The 17,658-nt window shown below is 34.2% G+C and carries 14 protein-coding genes; 3 read left to right on the plus strand and 11 right to left on the minus strand.

What is annotated here, in order from left to right; all coding sequences use genetic code 11:
* Positions 1 to 40: 40 nt before the first annotated feature.
* On the minus strand, positions 41 to 850 hold the full coding sequence (locus tag EB819_RS10310; protein ID WP_069800359.1) for a M48 family metallopeptidase: 810 nt from the start codon (positions 848 to 850) through the stop codon (positions 41 to 43).
* Positions 851 to 1,001: 151 nt separating this feature from the next.
* Here EB819_RS10310 and EB819_RS10315 point away from each other — a divergent pair, with 151 nt between their 5' ends.
* Positions 1,002 to 1,532 carry a DUF4251 domain-containing protein gene (locus EB819_RS10315; RefSeq protein WP_069800361.1) on the plus strand — a complete coding sequence of 177 codons (531 nt, stop codon included), beginning with the start codon at positions 1,002 to 1,004 and terminating at the stop codon, positions 1,530 to 1,532.
* A 1-nt stretch (position 1,533) separates the two neighbouring features.
* Here EB819_RS10315 and meaB read toward each other — a convergent pair whose 3' ends face one another.
* The 3 genes from meaB to scpA all read right to left on the minus strand — a co-directional run bounded on the left by meaB (position 1,534) and on the right by scpA (position 5,250).
* Positions 1,534 to 2,520, minus strand: a complete 987-nt coding sequence (gene meaB, locus EB819_RS10320; protein WP_069800363.1) for a methylmalonyl Co-A mutase-associated GTPase MeaB — start codon at positions 2,518 to 2,520, stop codon at positions 1,534 to 1,536.
* A 180-nt stretch (positions 2,521 to 2,700) separates the two neighbouring features.
* Entirely contained in the window at positions 2,701 to 2,913 is a 213-nt protein-coding gene (locus EB819_RS10325) for a DUF2281 domain-containing protein (protein ID WP_069800367.1), read from the minus strand.
* A gap of 213 nt (positions 2,914 to 3,126) precedes the next feature.
* Positions 3,127 to 5,250, minus strand: a complete 2,124-nt coding sequence (gene scpA / locus EB819_RS10330; RefSeq protein ID WP_069800369.1) for a methylmalonyl-CoA mutase — start codon at positions 5,248 to 5,250, stop codon at positions 3,127 to 3,129.
* Positions 5,251 to 5,666: 416 nt separating this feature from the next.
* Between scpA and pflB the strand changes: the two genes are divergently transcribed.
* Together pflB and pflA are read left to right on the plus strand one after the other, a co-directional pair.
* Positions 5,667 to 7,892 carry a formate C-acetyltransferase gene (pflB, locus tag EB819_RS10335; protein WP_069800371.1) on the plus strand — a complete coding sequence of 742 codons (2,226 nt, stop codon included), beginning with the start codon at positions 5,667 to 5,669 and terminating at the stop codon, positions 7,890 to 7,892.
* 230 nt (positions 7,893 to 8,122) lie between these two features.
* Entirely contained in the window at positions 8,123 to 8,860 is a 738-nt protein-coding gene (pflA, locus tag EB819_RS10340) for a pyruvate formate-lyase-activating protein (RefSeq protein ID WP_069800373.1), read from the plus strand.
* Between the two features lie 59 nt (positions 8,861 to 8,919).
* Here the strand turns inward: pflA and prfA are convergent, their stop codons facing one another.
* The 7 genes from prfA to porD all read right to left on the minus strand — a co-directional run bounded on the left by prfA (position 8,920) and on the right by porD (position 17,634).
* The gene (gene prfA, locus EB819_RS10345) at positions 8,920 to 10,002 is read right to left on the minus strand and encodes a peptide chain release factor 1 (RefSeq protein ID WP_069800375.1); all 1,083 of its coding nucleotides are present in this window, start codon (positions 10,000 to 10,002) and stop codon (positions 8,920 to 8,922) included.
* 372 nt (positions 10,003 to 10,374) lie between these two features.
* Positions 10,375 to 10,647: a hypothetical protein gene (locus EB819_RS10350; protein WP_069800377.1), complete on the minus strand. Its 273-nt coding sequence runs from the start codon at positions 10,645 to 10,647 to the stop codon at positions 10,375 to 10,377.
* Positions 10,648 to 10,758: 111 nt separating this feature from the next.
* On the minus strand, positions 10,759 to 12,366 hold the full coding sequence (locus EB819_RS10355) for a fumarate hydratase (protein WP_069800379.1): 1,608 nt from the start codon (positions 12,364 to 12,366) through the stop codon (positions 10,759 to 10,761).
* A 202-nt stretch (positions 12,367 to 12,568) separates the two neighbouring features.
* Complete coding sequence (locus tag EB819_RS10360; RefSeq protein WP_069800381.1) at positions 12,569 to 13,276, minus strand: ABC transporter ATP-binding protein; 708 nt, start codon at positions 13,274 to 13,276, stop codon at positions 12,569 to 12,571.
* A 195-nt stretch (positions 13,277 to 13,471) separates the two neighbouring features.
* Positions 13,472 to 14,932, minus strand: coding sequence for a DUF5687 family protein (locus tag EB819_RS10365; protein ID WP_069800383.1), 1,461 nt, complete (start codon positions 14,930 to 14,932; stop codon positions 13,472 to 13,474).
* A 49-nt stretch (positions 14,933 to 14,981) separates the two neighbouring features.
* A complete protein-coding gene (gene recN, locus EB819_RS10370) occupies positions 14,982 to 16,631 on the minus strand; it encodes a DNA repair protein RecN (protein ID WP_069800385.1) in 1,650 nt (549 codons plus the stop codon).
* Positions 16,632 to 16,731: 100 nt separating this feature from the next.
* The gene (gene porD, locus EB819_RS10375; RefSeq protein WP_069800387.1) at positions 16,732 to 17,634 is read right to left on the minus strand and encodes a type IX secretion system protein PorD; all 903 of its coding nucleotides are present in this window, start codon (positions 17,632 to 17,634) and stop codon (positions 16,732 to 16,734) included.
* Positions 17,635 to 17,658 lie beyond the last annotated feature (24 nt).

Consider the following 17,658-nt stretch of genomic DNA (forward strand, 5'->3'; position numbering starts at 1 on the left):
AAAAAAATTTAAGAAGGTTTTTATTATTATTTCAAATTATTTACATTTTTCCACCAGCTTGTTTATAATATTCAAGCGCTTTGGTCATATGTTTATTTAAGTCTGATCTTCTAGTATCTGGACTTGGGTGAGTTGACAAAAATTCTGGTGGTCTTTGCGAATTGGCAGCTTGAGCTTCCATTCTTTCCCAGAAAGGTAGTGATTGTCTTGGGTCATATCCAGCCATTGCCATGATATATAATCCCATTTGATCTGCTTCTAACTCTTGACTTCTTCCATATTTAAGAAGAGCAACTTGCGCTCCAATTGGATACGCAACTTTAAAAATTTGTTGTAATTTATCATTAGAAATTACGCCACCTGCAATCGCACCACCATATTGTGCAATCATAGCTTGAGAAATTCTTTCGTTTCCGTGACCAGCAAGAGCATGAGAAACTTCGTGTCCCATTACTACAGCAATACCCGTTTCGTCTTTACAAACAGGCATAATTCCTGTATAGAAGGCTACTTTTCCACCAGGCATACACCAAGCGTTTAATTGCTTGTCTTCCAATAAATTAAACTCCCAGTTATAACCTTGCAAATCTGCTTCTCTACCAATGCTTTTATAATAATTAGTCGCAGCATTTTTTATTCTAATTCCTACATTTTTTACTCGAGTTGCATCAGTAGTATTGGTGACAACTTTAGCTTTAGAAAGCGCAGTTTGATATTCTTGCACTCCCATTGCAGAAAGTTGGTCATTTCCTACAATTTGTACAGATTTTCTACCTGTAATTGGATTGGTAACACAAGCAACTAATGCTAAAGAAACGGCTCCGGTAGCGATAATAGTTTTTATTTTCATTTTTATGTGATTTAATATTTAAACAAATTTAAAACAAAATTTATTCCATTCATAATTATGTAGAAATTATATAAAAAAGAAATCAAATCGTGATAGTTTTGCATTAAATTTGTATTGATAATTAATAGTTTAACTCAACACCCTATATATAATGAAAAAATTAATCTATTTAAGTTTCTTTGGACTACTCTCTTTTTTATATTCGTGTTCTTCACAAATTAATATAGACCCCAAAACTTTAGAGGAAATTACAACTTCTAATCAGTTTACTTTTATGGCAGAAAGAGCCAATCCAACCAACTATGATGTTATCAATGTGATGAATTCTATGCCAAATGGAAATTCGTCAAGAATGCTAGATTTAGATTATGGTTATACCGTGGTTTTGAAAGAAAAAGAGCTAGATGTAACTTTGCCATACTTTGGCAGAATGTTTAATCCAAGTTATGATACTTCTAAAAACAGTTACCGATTTACTTCTAAAGATTTTACCCTGAGTAAAATTCTAAACAAAAAAGGAAACTTAGTGTATACCATTTCTCCTAAAGATGTAGACCATGTAAGAGTAATTTACATAGAAGTTTATAAAAACGGAAATGCCTATGTGTCTATAGATTCTAACGACAGACAACCCATTTCTTATAATGGCTACTTGATGAAAAATAAAATTTCTAAGAAATAGTTTAGAGTTTTTTAATCAATAAACTTTCTACAAAAATTTTAGCTTCAGAACTTGGATTAGATTTCAATTCTGAAGCATTTTTTTTGTGGCTTTCGAACTGATTTTCAAGTTCGTGGGTAGATTTAGTTGCACTTAAAATATATTGATGAACCCAATATTCAAAACGTTTTTCGGCTTGAATTTTTCTTACTTCTTCTAGCCTTCCTGTTTTTATTTTTAAGGAAATGAAATCACTTATTTTCTCGTAAACCTCATCTAAACCTTCGTTATGAAGAGCGGAACCTAACATAACTGGCACTTTCCAATCTTTTTCTTTCGGGTGCTGAAACTGCAATGCATGAATCAGCTCTGAACGGTGCATTCTGGCCTCTTTTAGATTTTCTTCATGTACTTTATTGATGAAAATAACATCTACCATTTCCATCAAACCTCTTTTGATGCCTTGCAATTCATCTCCAGTTCCTACAACTTTGAGCAACAAAATCACATCCGAAATATCCGCAACCAAAACTTCTGATTGACCAACTCCTACCGTTTCTATCAAAATATAATCGTAACCAGCAGCTTCGCAAATAAGCATAGTTTCAAAAGTAGTATTGGCAACTCCGCCTAGAAATCCAGAACTTGGACTAGGGCGAATAAATGCGTTTTCGTCTTTTGCCAATTCTTCCATTCTGGTTTTATCTCCTAGAATAGAACCTTTATTAACCGAAGAACTTGGGTCAATGGCTAAAACCGCCACTTTTTTGCCTTGAGAAATTGCAAATTTTCCGAAACTTTCAATAAATGTAGATTTCCCTGCTCCAGGAACTCCAGTAATTCCTATTCTTACAGATTTTCCGGCATAAGGCAGGATTTTTTTCAGCAGTTCTTCAGCCAAAACTCTATGCTCTGGCTTTTTACTTTCGATTAAAGTAATGGCTTTCCCAAGAATTCTTTTGTCTTGGGCTAATATTCCTTGTAAAAGTTCTTCTGTAGAAAATTTCATCTTAACAAAATTAAGAAAGTATTTCAAACTATTTTCTAAAAATTTGAAATTGCTAAAAGAAAATCAAAATAGAATTTCTACAATTTTTTCTGGTAGAATTTTAGAAAAATGCCATAACGAAAAAGGCTTCAGAAACCTGAAGCTTTAATGAAAAAAAATTTGATTTGATATGAAGAACTTTTACTCTGTCTCTGTAATTTCATTCAAATGACTTCTGCCATACTTTATATCTTCTAGACCTCTCAGTATTACTCTTTTTTGTTCGTCACTTAAATCTTCGTCTTTGTGAAATTTATATACCAAGTATTCTATATACTCCAATAATTCCTCTGCTAAATAATCTGGCAAATCTTTTATCAGATTATTAATTTTTTGTAATGTGGTAAATTCCATTTCAATTGGGTTTTTAGGCTTTTTTTGGTGTTATAAAGGTACGCCAATCCGCTTAACACACCTCATAAAGTGATATGAATGATTTCAGTGATTTTTGTTAGGTTTTTAAATAAAAAAAGGAAACCAAAAAATGATTTCCTTATATAAGTTATTTTAAATTTTTAGATTTCAGAAAAACTTCCTGCTTCCTACATCACGCATCCAACAAAATTTTTATCTCAAAAACTTCTCTAAAATCTCCACCGCAGATTTCGGTAAATTCGTTCCAGGACCGAAGATAAAATCTGCACCATTTGCATACAAGAAATCATAATCTTGCTGTGGAATTACACCACCTACTACAATTGTGATATCATCTGCACCTAATTTTTTGAGTTCTTCTACCACTTGCGGAACCAATGTTTTATGGCCTGCCGCTAAAGAAGAAACGCCCAAAATATGAATATCATTTTCTACGGCTTGTTTCGCTACTTCTTCTGGCGTTTGGAAGAGCGGGGCAACATCTACATCAAATCCCATATCTGCGAAAGCCGTTGCTACTACTTTTGCACCACGATCGTGACCGTCTTGTCCCATTTTGGCAACCATAATTCTTGGTCTACGACCTTCTTGGTCTTCAAATTTTTGAGTAAGCGCAACCGCTTTTTCAAAATATTCATTTTTATTGGCATTCATAGCATATACACCTGAAATGGTTTTGATATTGGCTTTATATCTTCCGAAATTATTTTCTAAAGCATCTGAAATTTCACCAAGAGTTACTCTTCTTCTCGCAGCTTCTATACTTAGTGCCAAAAGATTTTTGTCTCTATTTTTAGCCGCTTCACGAATTTCTGTTAAAATTTCTTCTACTTTTTCTGCGTTTCGTTCTGCTTTTATTTTTTCTAATCTTTCGATTTGTTTTCTTCGAACTTCCGTATTGTCAATGTCTAGAATTTCAAATTCTGGCTGCTTTTGATTGGTTTTAAAAGAATTTACACCAATGATAAATTCTTCACCACTATCAATTTTAGCTTGTTTTCTGGCAGCCGCTTCTTCTATTCTCATTTTCGGAATTCCCGCTTCTATTGCTTTCGTCATTCCGCCTTCTTGTTCTACTTCGTCGATATATTTCTGAGCTTCCTCAATCATTTGTTGAGTCAATGCTTCTACGAGATGACTTCCTCCCATCGGATCGACAACATCACAAATCCCAGATTCTTGTTGAAGAATAATTTGAGTATTTCTCGCAATTTTTGCAGAATAATCTGTTGGCAAAGCAATGGCTTCGTCTAAAGCATTGGTATGAAGAGATTGTGTTCCACCTAAAGCGGAAGAAAGTGCTTCAATAGCAGTTCTGGTAATATTATTGAAAGGTTCTTGCTCCGTCAAAGACCAACCCGAAGTTTGCGAGTGCGTTCTTAGTGCTATAGATTTTTGATTTTGAGGATTAAATTGCGTCAAAAGATTTGCCCAAATATAACGAGCGGCTCTCATTTTGGCAATTTCCATGAAATGATTCATTCCGATTGCCCAGAAAAATGACAATCTCGGCGCGAAATCATCCACATTCATTCCCGCTTTTATCCCCGTTCTTACATATTCTAAACCATCGGCAAGTGTATAAGCCATTTCCAAAACTGGAGTTGCTCCTGCTTCTTGCATGTGATAACCTGAAATAGAAATAGAGTTGAATTTCGGGATATTTTGAGAAGTATATTCGAAAATATCTGCGATAATTTTCATAGAAGGTTCTGGTGGATAGATGTAAGTATTTCTCACCATAAATTCCTTCAAAATATCATTTTGGATAGTTCCCGAAAGTTGTTCCTGAGAAACACCTTGTTCTTCTGCGGCTACAATATAAAATGCCAAAATCGGTAAAACTGCTCCATTCATGGTCATAGAAACCGATATTTGATCCAATGGAATTTCATTGAACAAAATCTTCATATCTTCCACAGAATCGATTGCAACTCCTGCTTTTCCTACATCTCCTACAACTCTAGGATGGTCAGAATCATAACCTCTGTGTGTTGCCAAATCGAAGGCTACAGAAAGTCCTTTTTGTCCTGCCGCAAGGTTTCTTCTGTAAAAAGCATTGGATTCTTCCGCGGTAGAAAAACCTGCATACTGACGAATCGTCCAAGGTTTTTGAACGTACATCGTAGAATATGGTCCTCTTAAATAAGGAGCAATTCCTGCGCTGTAACCTTTTGATTTTAAAGCTTCTGAATCTTCAGAAGTGTAAGAAGATTTTAGTTGAAGTCCATCTTTTTCAAAAGAATAGTTTTCTGTATTGGAAGTAAATCCAAAATTATTAAAATCAGGATTTACGTTTTGAATTTTCGTTCTCATTTTATGAAATTTCGATGAGTAAATTTACGATATTTTTAATTTTAAAAAAAAGTGAAACTTTAGGCGATTTGGGCTCCTTGATAGCAAAAAATGTAAAATTCAATTTTCAACAAACATATCTAGATTTTTTTGCCGAATTCTTATTAGTTTTATTCGAAATTAAAAATTATTTTCATTTTAATTAAATTTATTAACTTCTAATCAAAATAACTCACTTACATTACTTATTTGGTCTATCGAAGTGCTATTTTTCTATTCAAAAAATCAAATGAAACCCTAATTTATATCATGATTAATCGTTGTTCTAGGGCAAAATATCTTCCTAACTTTGCTTCGCTTTTTTAACCTATTGATGACTAAAATTTCAAGGAAAATAAGCCCAAAATACAATTAGAAACAAACAAAAAATTAACATTATGGAAGCAACTATTGGTTTTAAACCCGGAGTTTGGCAAAAGGAAATTAACGTAAGTGATTTTATTAGAAACAATTACACAGAATATACCGGAGACGAAAGCTTCTTAACTCCTGCTACTGAAGCAACCAATCAACTTTGGGCAGAACTATCTGAAATGTTCAAAGCAGAGAGAGAAAAAGGAATTTATGATGCTGAAACGAAAAAACCATCTCAGATTGATGCTTATGGAGCTGGTTATATCAATAAAAATTTAGAAAAAATCGTAGGAATTCAAACTGATAAGCCTCTAAAAAGAGCTATTTTCCCAAATGGCGGAATTAGAATGGTAGAAGACGGCTTAAAAGCATACGGTTATGAATTAGACGAAGCAACTAAAGAAATTTATACTAAATATAGAGTGACTCATAATGAAGGTGTTTTCTCTGCTTACAATTCACCGATTAGAAAAGCTAGAAATTCTGGAATCGTAACTGGTTTACCAGACGCTTACGGAAGAGGTAGAATTATTGGTGATTACAGAAGAGTTCCTTTATATGGTGTTGACTTCTTAATTAAAGACCGTCAAGACTATTTCGAAAACATGGATTGTGATGGGATGAACGAAGAAATCGTAAGACTTCGTGAAGAAATCACTATGCAAATTAATGCGTTGAAAGCACTTAAAAAAATGGCAGAATCTTATGGTTTTGACATTTCTAAACCTGCAACCAATGCTAAAGAAGCTATCCAATGGTTATATTTCGCTTATTTAGCAGCTACTAAAGACCAAAACGGTGCTGCAATGTCTATTGGTAGAGTTTCTACTTTCCTAGATATTTACATTGAAAGAGATATTAAAAGAGGCGTTCTTACAGAAATTGAAGCTCAGGAATTAATTGACCATTTTGTAATGAAACTAAGAATCATCAGATTCTTGAGAACTCCAGAATACGATTCACTTTTCTCTGGTGATCCAGTTTGGGTAACAGAATCAATTGGTGGTTTAAATAAAGACGGCGGTTCTTATGTAACCAAAAACTCTTTCAGATTATTACACACTTTATACAATTTAGGTGCATCTCCAGAACCAAACTTAACTGTTCTTTGGAGCGAACAATTACCAGAAAACTGGAAAAAATATTGTGCAAAAGTTTCTATCGACACTTCATCTCTTCAATACGAAAATGATGATTTAATGAGAGATTGCTTTAATGATGATTATGGAATCGCTTGTTGTGTTTCTCCGATGACTTTAGGAAAACAAATGCAATATTTCGGAGCGAGAGCTAATTTGCCTAAAGCTTTATTATATGCCATTAATGGTGGTATTGACGAATTAACCAAAGTTCAAGTAACTCCAGAAATGCCAAAAGTAGAAGGAGAATATCTTGATTTCGATGATGTTTGGAATAAGTTTGATAAAATGATGGATTGGTTAGCAGAAACTTACATCCAAGCATTGAACATTATTCACTACATGCACGATAAATATTCTTACGAAGCTTATGAAATGGCACTTCACGATGTAAATGTTATCAGAACTCAAGCTTGTGGAATTGCAGGAATCTCTATAGTTGCCGATTCATTTGCAGCGATGAAATACGGAAAAGTAAGAGTGATAAGAGACGAAAACGGAATCGCAGTAGATTATGTGGTAGAAAAACCTTACGTTCCTTACGGAAATAACGATGATAATACTGATAAAATCGCAGCAGAAATTGTAGAAATTTTCATGAACAAAGTAAGAAAACAAAAAACTTACAGAAATGCAATTCCTACACAATCTGTTCTTACCATTACTTCAAACGTAGTTTACGGTAAAAAAACAGGAAATACACCAGACGGAAGAAGAGAAGGTGAACCTTACGGACCAGGAGCAAATCCTATGCACGGAAGAGATACAAAAGGTGCAGTAGCTTCACTCGCTTCTGTAGCTAAATTACCTTTCGAACATGCTCAAGATGGCATTTCTTATACTTTTGCAATAACGCCTGAAACTTTAGGAAAAACTTTAGACGAAAAACAAGGAAATTTAGTTGGACTTTTAGACGGATATTTCAACCAAAAAGGTCACCACTTAAATGTAAATGTTTTCAATCGTTCATTGTTAGAAGATGCGATGCAACATCCAGAAAAATATCCTCAATTAACGATTAGAGTTTCTGGTTATGCAGTGAATTTCATCAAGTTGACTAAAGAACAGCAATTAGATGTCATCAACAGAACCATCACAGAATGTTTCTAATTTATATATAACATCAATTATCTTGAAGAAGAGTTAAGAAATTTCTTAACTCTTTTTTTAAGAATATGCTTCGACTCCGCTCAGCATGACAATGCTGAAAATTTACAGTTTTTATTAAAGTTGTCACGCTGAGCGGAGCCGAAGCGTTTTTTAATTAGAGTTATTAATCATTATCTTTGGTTTATAATTTAGATTCATAAAATCAAAAACAAAAAGACAAAAATATACTCATGTCAAATCACGGATTTATCCATTCATACGAAACTTTCGGCACCAAAGACGGCCCAGGAATTAGATTTGTTTATTTTCTGCAAGGTTGTCATTTGCGTTGCCTCTATTGTCATAACGCTGATACTTGGAACAAAGGCGAAAAAACCAAAATGTCCGTAGATGAAGCTTTCCACGAGATAGAAAAAGTAAAAGGCTTTATAAAATCTGGAGGCGTTACCGTTTCTGGTGGTGAACCTTTGATGCAAGCCAACTTTGTGCTGGAATTATTCAAAAAATGTAAAGAAAACGGAATTCACACTTGTGTAGATACCAATGGTTATTTGTTCAGTGAAGAAATCAAAGAAGTTTTAGATATTACAGATTTGGTGCTTCTAGACATTAAACACATAGACCCAGAAAAATATCTGAAATTAACGGAAGTAGAACTAGAACCTACGCTTCAATTTATGCAATATTTGTCTGAAATCAACAAACCAACTTGGCTAAGATACGTTCTCGTTCCTGATTATACCGATGATGCGCAAGATTTAGAAAATTGGGCGAAATATGTTTCTCAGTTCAATAATATAGAACGGGTAGATATTTTACCATTTCACCAAATGGGCGCACACAAATGGAAAGAAATAGGCAGAGCTTATCCTCTAGAAAATTGCCGACCAGCCGATATGGAAGATGTAAAAAAAGCAGTGGAGATTTTTAGAAAATACCATTTGCCTTTGCCAGACAATCAAAAATAAAAGTCGAGAAATGATCTCGACTTTTTTGTTATTTATTCTATAAATTAGGTTTATAAAGGTTAAATTTCCTCTTGACCTTTCATTTTCTCTGCATTTTCTGCCATAATCACAGCATCCATCATTTCTTGGATGTCGCCATTCATGTAAGCATCTAGATTGTAGATAGATTTATTAATTCTGTGGTCGGTAACTCTACCTTGAGGATAATTGTAGGTTTTAATTTTTGCAGAACGGTCACCAGTAGAAACCATCGTTTTACGTTGAGCTGCAATATCTCCTACCACTTCCTGTAATTTAATGTCATACAATTTCGCACGAAGCATTTCCATCGCTAACTCTCTGTTTGCCAACTGAGAACGCGCTTGTTGACAAACCACCACAATTCCTGAAGGTTTGTGTGTTAACTGAACTTTTGTCTCAACTTTGTTTACGTTTTGTCCACCAGCTCCACCAGAACGAGAAGTTTGCATCTCAATATCTGCTGGGTTAATTTCCACATCTACTTCTTCCGCTTCAGGTAAAACCGCAATCGTAATCGCCGAAGTGTGCACTCTACCTTGAGATTCTGTCTCTGGAACTCTCTGAACACGGTGAACTCCAGATTCAAATTTCATAATTCCGTAAACGCCTTCTCCTTCTACTTTCATCACCAGTTCTTTGTAACCTTTAGATGCTTCAGAAGAATCGGTAACTTCGTGTCTCCAACCTTTGGTTTTGAAATACATGGTGTACATTCTGTACATATCTTCCACGAAAATCGCAGCTTCGTCACCACCAGTTCCGGCTCGCATTTCTAGGATAATGTTTTTATCATCTGCTGGATCTTTTGGGATTAAAAGAACTTTTAATTCTTCTTCCAAACCTGGGATTTTTTCTAAAGCTTCGTTTTTTTCGATTTTTGCTAATTCTACAAAATCTTTATCAGAACCATCTGCAATGATTTCATCTGATTCTTCAATCGTGTTAAGCGCTTGCATGTAGTCATCAAAAACCTTCACGATTTTTCCTAAATCGCTGTATTCTTTGTTGAGCTGACCGTATCTTTTTTGGTCAGTAATCACATCTGGTTGTATAATTAAATCAGCAACCTCATTATAACGTTGCTTAATTGCTTGAAGTTTTGGGATTAAACTTTTTGACATTGTCTAAAATTATTTGGGTGCAAAGATACAAAAAAGTCGGGAGTTGGAAGATGGAAGTCGGAAGTTGAAAGACAAAAGAATAACTGAAAGTGTTTTATAGCCCCGATTGAAGTGGAAATCCTTTTTTGTCACATTGAGCGGAGTCGAAATGTGAACAAAAAAGGTTACAGCGGAAATCGGGACTGAAGTTTCAAAAAAATTCAAATTTTCCTGCTCTTAAAGAAACACTCCGTCAAATTAAAGATTTGACGCCCCTCTAAAAGAGGGGAATAAAAAAAATCTGCCCAGAAAACTGAACAGATTTTAAATATATTTTGTTTTGCTTTGATATTACTTTTCTCAAATTCAGGGAGAAAAGCAATGTCACCTCAATTAATGATGACCAGCGTGTAAATAAGGGCCGTCTCCTTTTGGTTGGTTGTAGATTACTTCTACACCTTCTTGTTCTGCAAGCGTTTTTCTTCTGATATCTTCTGGATTAAATTTCTTGGTTTTCCCGAAATATTCAGCTAAACCTTCAGTTAACCACATTGGAATCACTACTCCAAAGAACATGAAAATACACCAAAATCCTATGAGGAACATTACGATAAAATAAACGGTCCAAAGGAACTGATAAACTGGCCAAAATCCTGCTAAAAACATAATTTCTATTATTTTAGGCAAAAATATAACATTTTTTTAATCGACAAAAGTTTTTTTATTGAATTTTGTCGCATACTGCTAAATCTCCACCGAATATTTACATTTTCTTCATTAATGAGCCAAAGCTGCAAAGAAATCATTGCCCTTATCATCTGTAATAATAAACGCGGGGAAATCTTTCACTTCAATTTTTCTTACGGCTTCCATTCCTAATTCTGGGAAATCTACCACTTCTACAGAAAGAATATTTTCTTTCGCCAAAATTGCAGCAGGACCACCAATAGAGCCTAGATAGAAACCTCCGTATTTTGCGCAAGCGTTGGTTACATCTTTGCTTCTGTTTCCTTTGGCAAGCATAATCATACTTCCTCCATTGGCTTGGAATTCATCTACATACACATCCATTCTTCCTGCAGTTGTAGGCCCGAAACTTCCACTTGGCATTCCTTCTGGAGTTTTGGCAGGACCAGCGTAATAAATCGGGTGATTTTTAAAATATTCTGGCATTGGTTTACCAGCGTCTAATAATTCTTTGATTTTTGCGTGAGCAATATCTCTTGCAACAATCAACGTTCCGTTTAGTTTTAAACGAGTTTTGATAGGATATTTAGACAATTCAGCCAAAATTTCTGGCATTGGTTTATTCAAATCTATTTCCACAGCTGGTTCTAAATGTGGAGCTGTTTCAGGTAAATATTGCGCTGGATTGGTTTCTAATTGTTCTAAGAAAATTCCTTCTTTGGTGATTTTTCCTTTGATATTTCTATCAGCAGAACAAGAAACGCCCATTCCAACAGGACAAGAAGCTGCGTGTCTCGGCAATCTGATTACTCGAACATCGTGTGTTAAGTATTTTCCACCAAATTGCGCCCCGATTGCAGATTCCTGACAAATTTCTTGCACTCTTTTCTCCCATTCTAAATCTCTGAACGCTTGACCAGCCATATTTCCTTCTGTAGGAAGGTTGTCATAATATTTAGCAGATGCTTTTTTCACCGCTGCTAAATTGGCTTCGGCAGAAGTTCCTCCAATAACTAATGCTAAGTGATAAGGCGGACAAGCTGCAGTTCCTAAATCCATAATTTTTTCTCGGATAAATTCTTCTAAAGATTTATCGTTCAAAAGAGATTTTGTTTTTTGGTATAAGAAAGTTTTATTCGCAGAACCTCCTCCTTTTGTTAAGAATAAAAATTCATAGTAATTTCCTTTTTTTGCATAAATATCAATTTGTGCAGGAAGATTAGAACCAGAATTTTTCTCTTCAAACATGCTCAAAGGAACAATCTGAGAATATCTTAAGTTTCTATTTTTATAAGTGTTATAAATTCCTCGGCTTAAAAATTCTCCGTCATCTACTCCAGTGTAAACATTTTCTCCTTTTTTTGCTACCACAATTGCAGTTCCTGTGTCTTGACAAGAAGGCAATGCTCCTTCTACCGCAACCGCAGCATTTTGTAATAAATTATAAGCTACAAAGCGGTCATTATCAGTGGCTTCTGGATCATCTATAATTCTGCGAAGACTTGCCAAATGCTCAGAACGAAGCATAAAAGAAACATCTTCCATTGCTTTTTCTGCCAAAAGTTCTAAACCTTTTGGGTCCACGGTTAAGATTTCTCTATCACCTAATTGTTCTACTTTTACGTAGTCTGAAGTGAGTTTTTTATAAACAGTGTCATCCTTTAGAATTGGATACGGATCTTGGTAAATAAAGTCCATTTTATATTTGATTTACGATTTTTGATTTACGATTTTTGAAGCTAAAAACCTTCTCTTTCATCTTCAAAATTGAAGTGTAAATTTACGAAATAAATCAAATAGAGGAAAGATAATATTGCGAGTATTAAAACAAAAAACCCTTTCTGCGTTCTATGCAAAAACAAAAAAAGCAAAAAGGGTTGTTTCTTAAAAAAAAGCTAGTCTATAAACTTACTTGACTGGCAAAATATTCTTCTAATTCTTTTAAGGTCTCAGAATTGGTAGAAATATCTTTTACCACGACTCCTTTATTGATAGCTACAATTCGGTTGCAAACTTCTGTAGTGTGCGCCAAATCATGGCTAGAAATCAAGAAGGTGACTTCTGCATTTTGAGAAAGCACTTTAATCAAATTTTTTAGTTTAATCTGTGTAGAAGGATCCAAATTCGCGAAAGGTTCATCTAAAACAATGATTTCTGGATTTCCAATTAAAGCGCCTACAATTCCTACTTTTTTCTGATTTCCTTTCGATAAATCTCTGATGTATTTTCTAGCATTGAGAATTTCGCCATTGAATAAATCTTCGAATTGTTTTAGAAATTCGTCTACAGAAGCTTTGTTTTGTCCGCGCAACTCGCCTAAAAAGTAAAAATATTCTTCTGGAGTAAGATAACCAATTAAGAAACTGTCATCTATAAATGCAGAAACTTTATTTTTCCAATTTTCTGACTTATTTACTTGAATTCCATCAATTTGAATGCTTCCTGAACTGGGTTCAATTAAATCTAAAAGCAAGCTAAAGAGCGTAGTTTTTCCTGCTCCGTTATTTCCTACCAAACCGAAAGTTTCGCCTTTGGGAATAGTAAGTTCTTGTATGTTAAGCACTTTTGCGGTTCCGTAAATTTTAGAAATATTTTGAATGTTTATCATGATAGTAATTGGTAGTTAGTAATTAGTAGTTAGTAATTGGTAATTGGTAATTGGTATATTTATTTTGGTTGTGATTTTGCGTGAGGGCGAAACTGGAAATCCTTTTTTGCAAAAAAAGATTGGAAGTGTAGACCGACTTTTTTGCTTTGGCTCTGTAAGAAAGCTTGGAAAAAAGGCACGCCCAAATTTTAATCATTATTTTTTAAAAGCCGCGATGGTAGAATATTTTTCAGTTCTGTAGATTTTTACAATGAGGTTGAAAATTTTATCTCGAAGCAGAAACCCTATCAATCCTAAAATCCCTAAACTCATTACAGCCGGAGTCATTCCGAAGAAATATTTCATCGCTCCGAAAACAGCCATTGGTAAAACCATTTGTGGCAATAAAAGAACAAGAATTTTAATATTGAAATTGTTTTGTCCGCTGGTGAAACCTTTTGAAGCAGAGTTTAAATCAATCGGTTTTTTATTGTAAGCTCCCGCCAATAAAGTTAGATAAGAGTTTACCCCTAAATTATATAAACCTGCCGCAAAAATGGTAAAATAAAACTCCCAACTGATGAATGCATAACCGACTGCTAAAATCATTGAAACCGAAATGGCAATCACAAAAAGCGCCCATTTTGCTTTGAGAAAATCTTTGTAAGGAACATTTTGCGTCATCATCAGTGGATAATAAGAACTGTCCCAAGCTGGAACTCTTTGCCCGAACATAAAATTAAAACCGCCTGTTACAAAAATCCCAAGAAAAACTTGCATGAAACTGGTGTTATAACCTTTGCTAAAGAAAAGTAACCCATAAAAAAGGAATAAAACACCGCCAATTAAAGCACTTCTCGCCGCTTTACTTCTTTTAATCAATCGAATATCATTATTGATAAAAGTTCCTAATGTACCGTATTTATTGAGGAAAGCAATGTTTTCGGTTTTCCCTGCCGCTTTTTTCATTTCTAAACCTCTGTCCAAATACAAATTCTTTTTGATGAAAGAAAAAGTATAAATCGCCAAAACCAGCAATACAACAATCGGAATAATAAAGAAGCCAATATTTTGATACAATCCGTAGAAAACACGCTCAGAAATCGCCAAAACATCTATGATTTCAAAGTAATGCAATCCACCAATAATCGCCATCAATCCGAAAAGGCTGTACATCAACTTATCACTTTTATTGATAATGGTGTTGACAAACGTATTGATAAAAACTATGGAAATACACGCTGCGAAATAGAGCAAAACAGTTACTGCATTTAGATTTCCTTTAAAAATTAAGAGCGCTGCAAATGGAATCGCAAAAAGTAAAAACGCCCAACTGAAAAACGAAACTAAAATTTTCACCAAAGTGTAACCTGCCACTTGATTTTTAGAAATTCTCAAGGTGAGAAAGGGCTTGATGTTTTCCGCAGGAAGTTGCTGCATAAAATACTTCAACAACAAATCAATGGCAATGTAGACTAAGAAAATTCTGCTGAAAAGTTGAATCGGTTCATAAGCTACTTTTTTCGCTCCGAAATACACACCAATAGCTCCGCCAACAAAAATAAGCGCCAAATATGCGTACATAAACAGCATTCCTATTTTCATTAAGATTCCCGCAGCAAATTGCGGACTTCTCACAAAACTTTTGAGTTCAAGTTGTAGAAATTTTAGAAACATAATCGTTTTTCAATCATTAGTTTCTAAAACTATATTTTCGTTACAAAATTTATTGCATGAGTTCTTTTGCCTGAAGAATAGCGGCATCTGTAATCTTGCTTCCAGAAAGCAATTGCGCAATTTCTGTAAGTTTTTCTTCTTGATTAAGTGGGAAAATTCTGGTTTGCGTTTTCCCGTCAATATCAGATTTTTGCACTTTATAATTGTCATTTCCTTTCGCTGCAACTTGCGCAAGGTGAGTAATGACAATTAACTGCATATTTTCAGCCATTTCTTGCATTACATTGCCCATTTCATCGGCAATTCTACCAGAAACACCCGTGTCTATTTCGTCTAAAATAAGCGTAGGAAGCTCTGCATTTTCTGCCATGAGTTTTTTAATTGAAAGCATCACTCTGCTTCTTTCACCACCAGAAATAGCATTTTGAATCGGTTTCAAGGCAAATCCAGCATTCGCTTGGAATAGCAATTGGATTTTCTCCGTTCCAAATTTACCGAATTCTTTCGTTGAAGAGAGCTCTACTTCTACTTTAGCTTTTTCTAATCCTAATTGATGTAAAAGTGATTCTACTTTTTCTACAAAAATTGGAGCCGTTTTTTTTCTATTTTTAGATAAAATATCAGCTTTTTTCAGCAAAGACTGAGAAGCTTCAGCAATTTCTTTTTCTAATTGAGCAATTTTATTTTCAATGTCTTCAAAAGAATTCTTTTCTAAAGAAAGTTCTTCTTTGATTTTCAACAAATCTTCTATATCTGAAACCTTGTGCTTTAGAAAAAGTGCATTGATTTTATCATTTTGCTCTTGTAAAACCAATAAATCTTCAGGATTTGCATCTAGTTTTTCGGCTTCATTCTGCAACTGAAAGAGAATATCTTTGAATTCTACATAATTTTCTTCTAATCTTGCATTGAGCTCAGAAAACTGCAAAGACAAGTCTGCGACTCTGCTCAATTTGTTTTTCACATCATAGAAACCATCGAACAAACCTACTTCTTCTTGGTCTGTTCTGGCAAAAATTTGAGCGAGCAATTCAGAAATCGCACCTTTATTTTCAGCTAAAGAAATCTGGCTCTGTAGCAATTCATAATTTACCGTCTCTAATTGCGCTGCTTCTAATTCCTCCAACAAAAACAACTTGTAATCGCTCTCTTTATTCCCTTCGGAAAGTGTATTTTTTAGTTTTTCTAGTTCTCTTTGCTTTCTTTGAAATTCAAGATAATCACTTTGATAAGATTCAATCAAATTTTTGTTTTCAGAAAGCCCATCGATGATTTTAAACTGATATTCTTCGCTAAACAATTGAGAAGTTTCAAACTGAGAATGTATATCAATCAATCTTTCGGAAAGTTCTTTCAAAACATCTAAAGTTACTGGAACATCATTTACAAAAGCTCTGGATTTCCCCGAAGGCAAGATTTCTCTTCGGATAATGGTATCTTTTTCAAAATCTAAATCATTTTCCTCAAAGAAAATTTTCAAAGATTCAGAAATTTTAAATTCTGCTTCAACTACACTTTTCGTTGAGAAGTCAGAAATACTTTTAGAATCTGCTCTTTCTCCTAAAATAAGTCTCAAAGCACCCAAAATAATAGATTTGCCAGCGCCAGTTTCGCCGGTAATCACTTGTAAACCTTTCTTAAAATTGATTTCAAGTTGGTCTATCAATGCAAAATTTTGGATATAAATTCTTGATAACATTATTTAAAGAATACTTATTTTGAGTTGCGTTTTCGAGCCTGTAAAAATAGTGTAAATTTCAGAAAATTCAAACCACAAAAGCGTAGCTCTAAGATTCATTTTACTTCCATTTATTCCACTTCGTGTCCATATCTTTTGGAGAGAATAAACTCATCAAATTTTTGAGCTGATTCATGTCTACACCTCCATTATTATTGGAATCGAAAATGTTATAAATTTCGTCTTTTTTGCTTTCTACAAAGAGATTAAAAGGATAATTCATCTGGAAGTTGCTTTCGTAGAACTTAAGTCTCAAAATTTCATTTGCAATGGTTTGTTTCGTAGAAAATTGGTCTTGTTTACCTAAATTATCTAAGCCCATTCTGTGATAATTATAGTAGAAATTTCTAAGCGTAGAATTTTGTTCAGACAAAATCGTAGCAATGAGCGCTCCTCTATTTCTTGGACTTTCTAATTGAGACCAACCCATATAGTTTTGATTTTGAGAGTTTTGAGTAATCTGCATCGCTTTATCAAACCACGGAGTTCCACCTTTCATTTGATACGTATCTGCATCGTAACCTAAAATAAGGTAGACATAAAAACTCATCACATCAATCAAATTTTTCCCCGAAAATTGTCTTTCGTTAAAAACCATATTCTGATTTTCTAAATATTCAAAAGAAAAATTGGTATCATTAACATTAAGAATCGGCGTTTCGTATTGCGTTCCATAAACAGGACGCACCGACTGAACCACCAAAGTTCCTTTATAATTATTTCCGCTTTTTTCGGCAAGAATGATAGAAAAATTACATTTTATTTTTTCGTAGTTCTGAAATTTTTTGCCAGTCCAACTGGTTTTATTGATGAAGTCTTTCAGACTTTTCTCCATTGTTCTGAATAATTGCACGTTACTTCCGCCAATTTGTTGGTAATTTATCTGAACTTGAGCATTCAGCTCTTGTGCAAAACTAAATTGAGAAAGCAGTAAAAGTGCAAATATGTAAAGTAGTTTTTTCATTGAATTCTAAACGAATTTTTAAAA

The organism is Cloacibacterium normanense (genome assembly GCF_003860565.1).
Taxonomy (GTDB): Bacteria; Bacteroidota; Bacteroidia; order Flavobacteriales; family Weeksellaceae; genus Cloacibacterium; species Cloacibacterium normanense.

Excerpts from the sequence above, each read along its gene's own strand:
- recN (WP_069800385.1), bottom strand. The coding sequence starts at position 16,631 with ATGTTATCAAGAATTTATATCCAAAATTTTGCATTGATAGACCAACTT.
- pflB (WP_069800371.1), top strand. The coding sequence starts at position 5,667 with ATGGAAGCAACTATTGGTTTTAAACCCGGAGTTTGGCAAAAGGAAATT.
- EB819_RS10350 (WP_069800377.1), bottom strand. The coding sequence starts at position 10,647 with ATGTTTTTAGCAGGATTTTGGCCAGTTTATCAGTTCCTTTGGACCGTT.
- EB819_RS10365 (WP_069800383.1), bottom strand. The coding sequence starts at position 14,932 with ATGTTTCTAAAATTTCTACAACTTGAACTCAAAAGTTTTGTGAGAAGT.
- EB819_RS10325 (WP_069800367.1), bottom strand. The coding sequence starts at position 2,913 with ATGGAATTTACCACATTACAAAAAATTAATAATCTGATAAAAGATTTG.
- EB819_RS10310 (WP_069800359.1), bottom strand. The coding sequence starts at position 850 with ATGAAAATAAAAACTATTATCGCTACCGGAGCCGTTTCTTTAGCATTA.
- EB819_RS10360 (WP_069800381.1), bottom strand. The coding sequence starts at position 13,276 with ATGATAAACATTCAAAATATTTCTAAAATTTACGGAACCGCAAAAGTG.
- prfA (WP_069800375.1), bottom strand. The coding sequence starts at position 10,002 with ATGTCAAAAAGTTTAATCCCAAAACTTCAAGCAATTAAGCAACGTTAT.
- EB819_RS10315 (WP_069800361.1), top strand. The coding sequence starts at position 1,002 with ATGAAAAAATTAATCTATTTAAGTTTCTTTGGACTACTCTCTTTTTTA.
- pflA (WP_069800373.1), top strand. The coding sequence starts at position 8,123 with ATGTCAAATCACGGATTTATCCATTCATACGAAACTTTCGGCACCAAA.
- meaB (WP_069800363.1), bottom strand. The coding sequence starts at position 2,520 with ATGAAATTTTCTACAGAAGAACTTTTACAAGGAATATTAGCCCAAGAC.
- porD (WP_069800387.1), bottom strand. The coding sequence starts at position 17,634 with ATGAAAAAACTACTTTACATATTTGCACTTTTACTGCTTTCTCAATTT.
- scpA (WP_069800369.1), bottom strand. The coding sequence starts at position 5,250 with ATGAGAACGAAAATTCAAAACGTAAATCCTGATTTTAATAATTTTGGA.
- EB819_RS10355 (WP_069800379.1), bottom strand. The coding sequence starts at position 12,366 with ATGGACTTTATTTACCAAGATCCGTATCCAATTCTAAAGGATGACACT.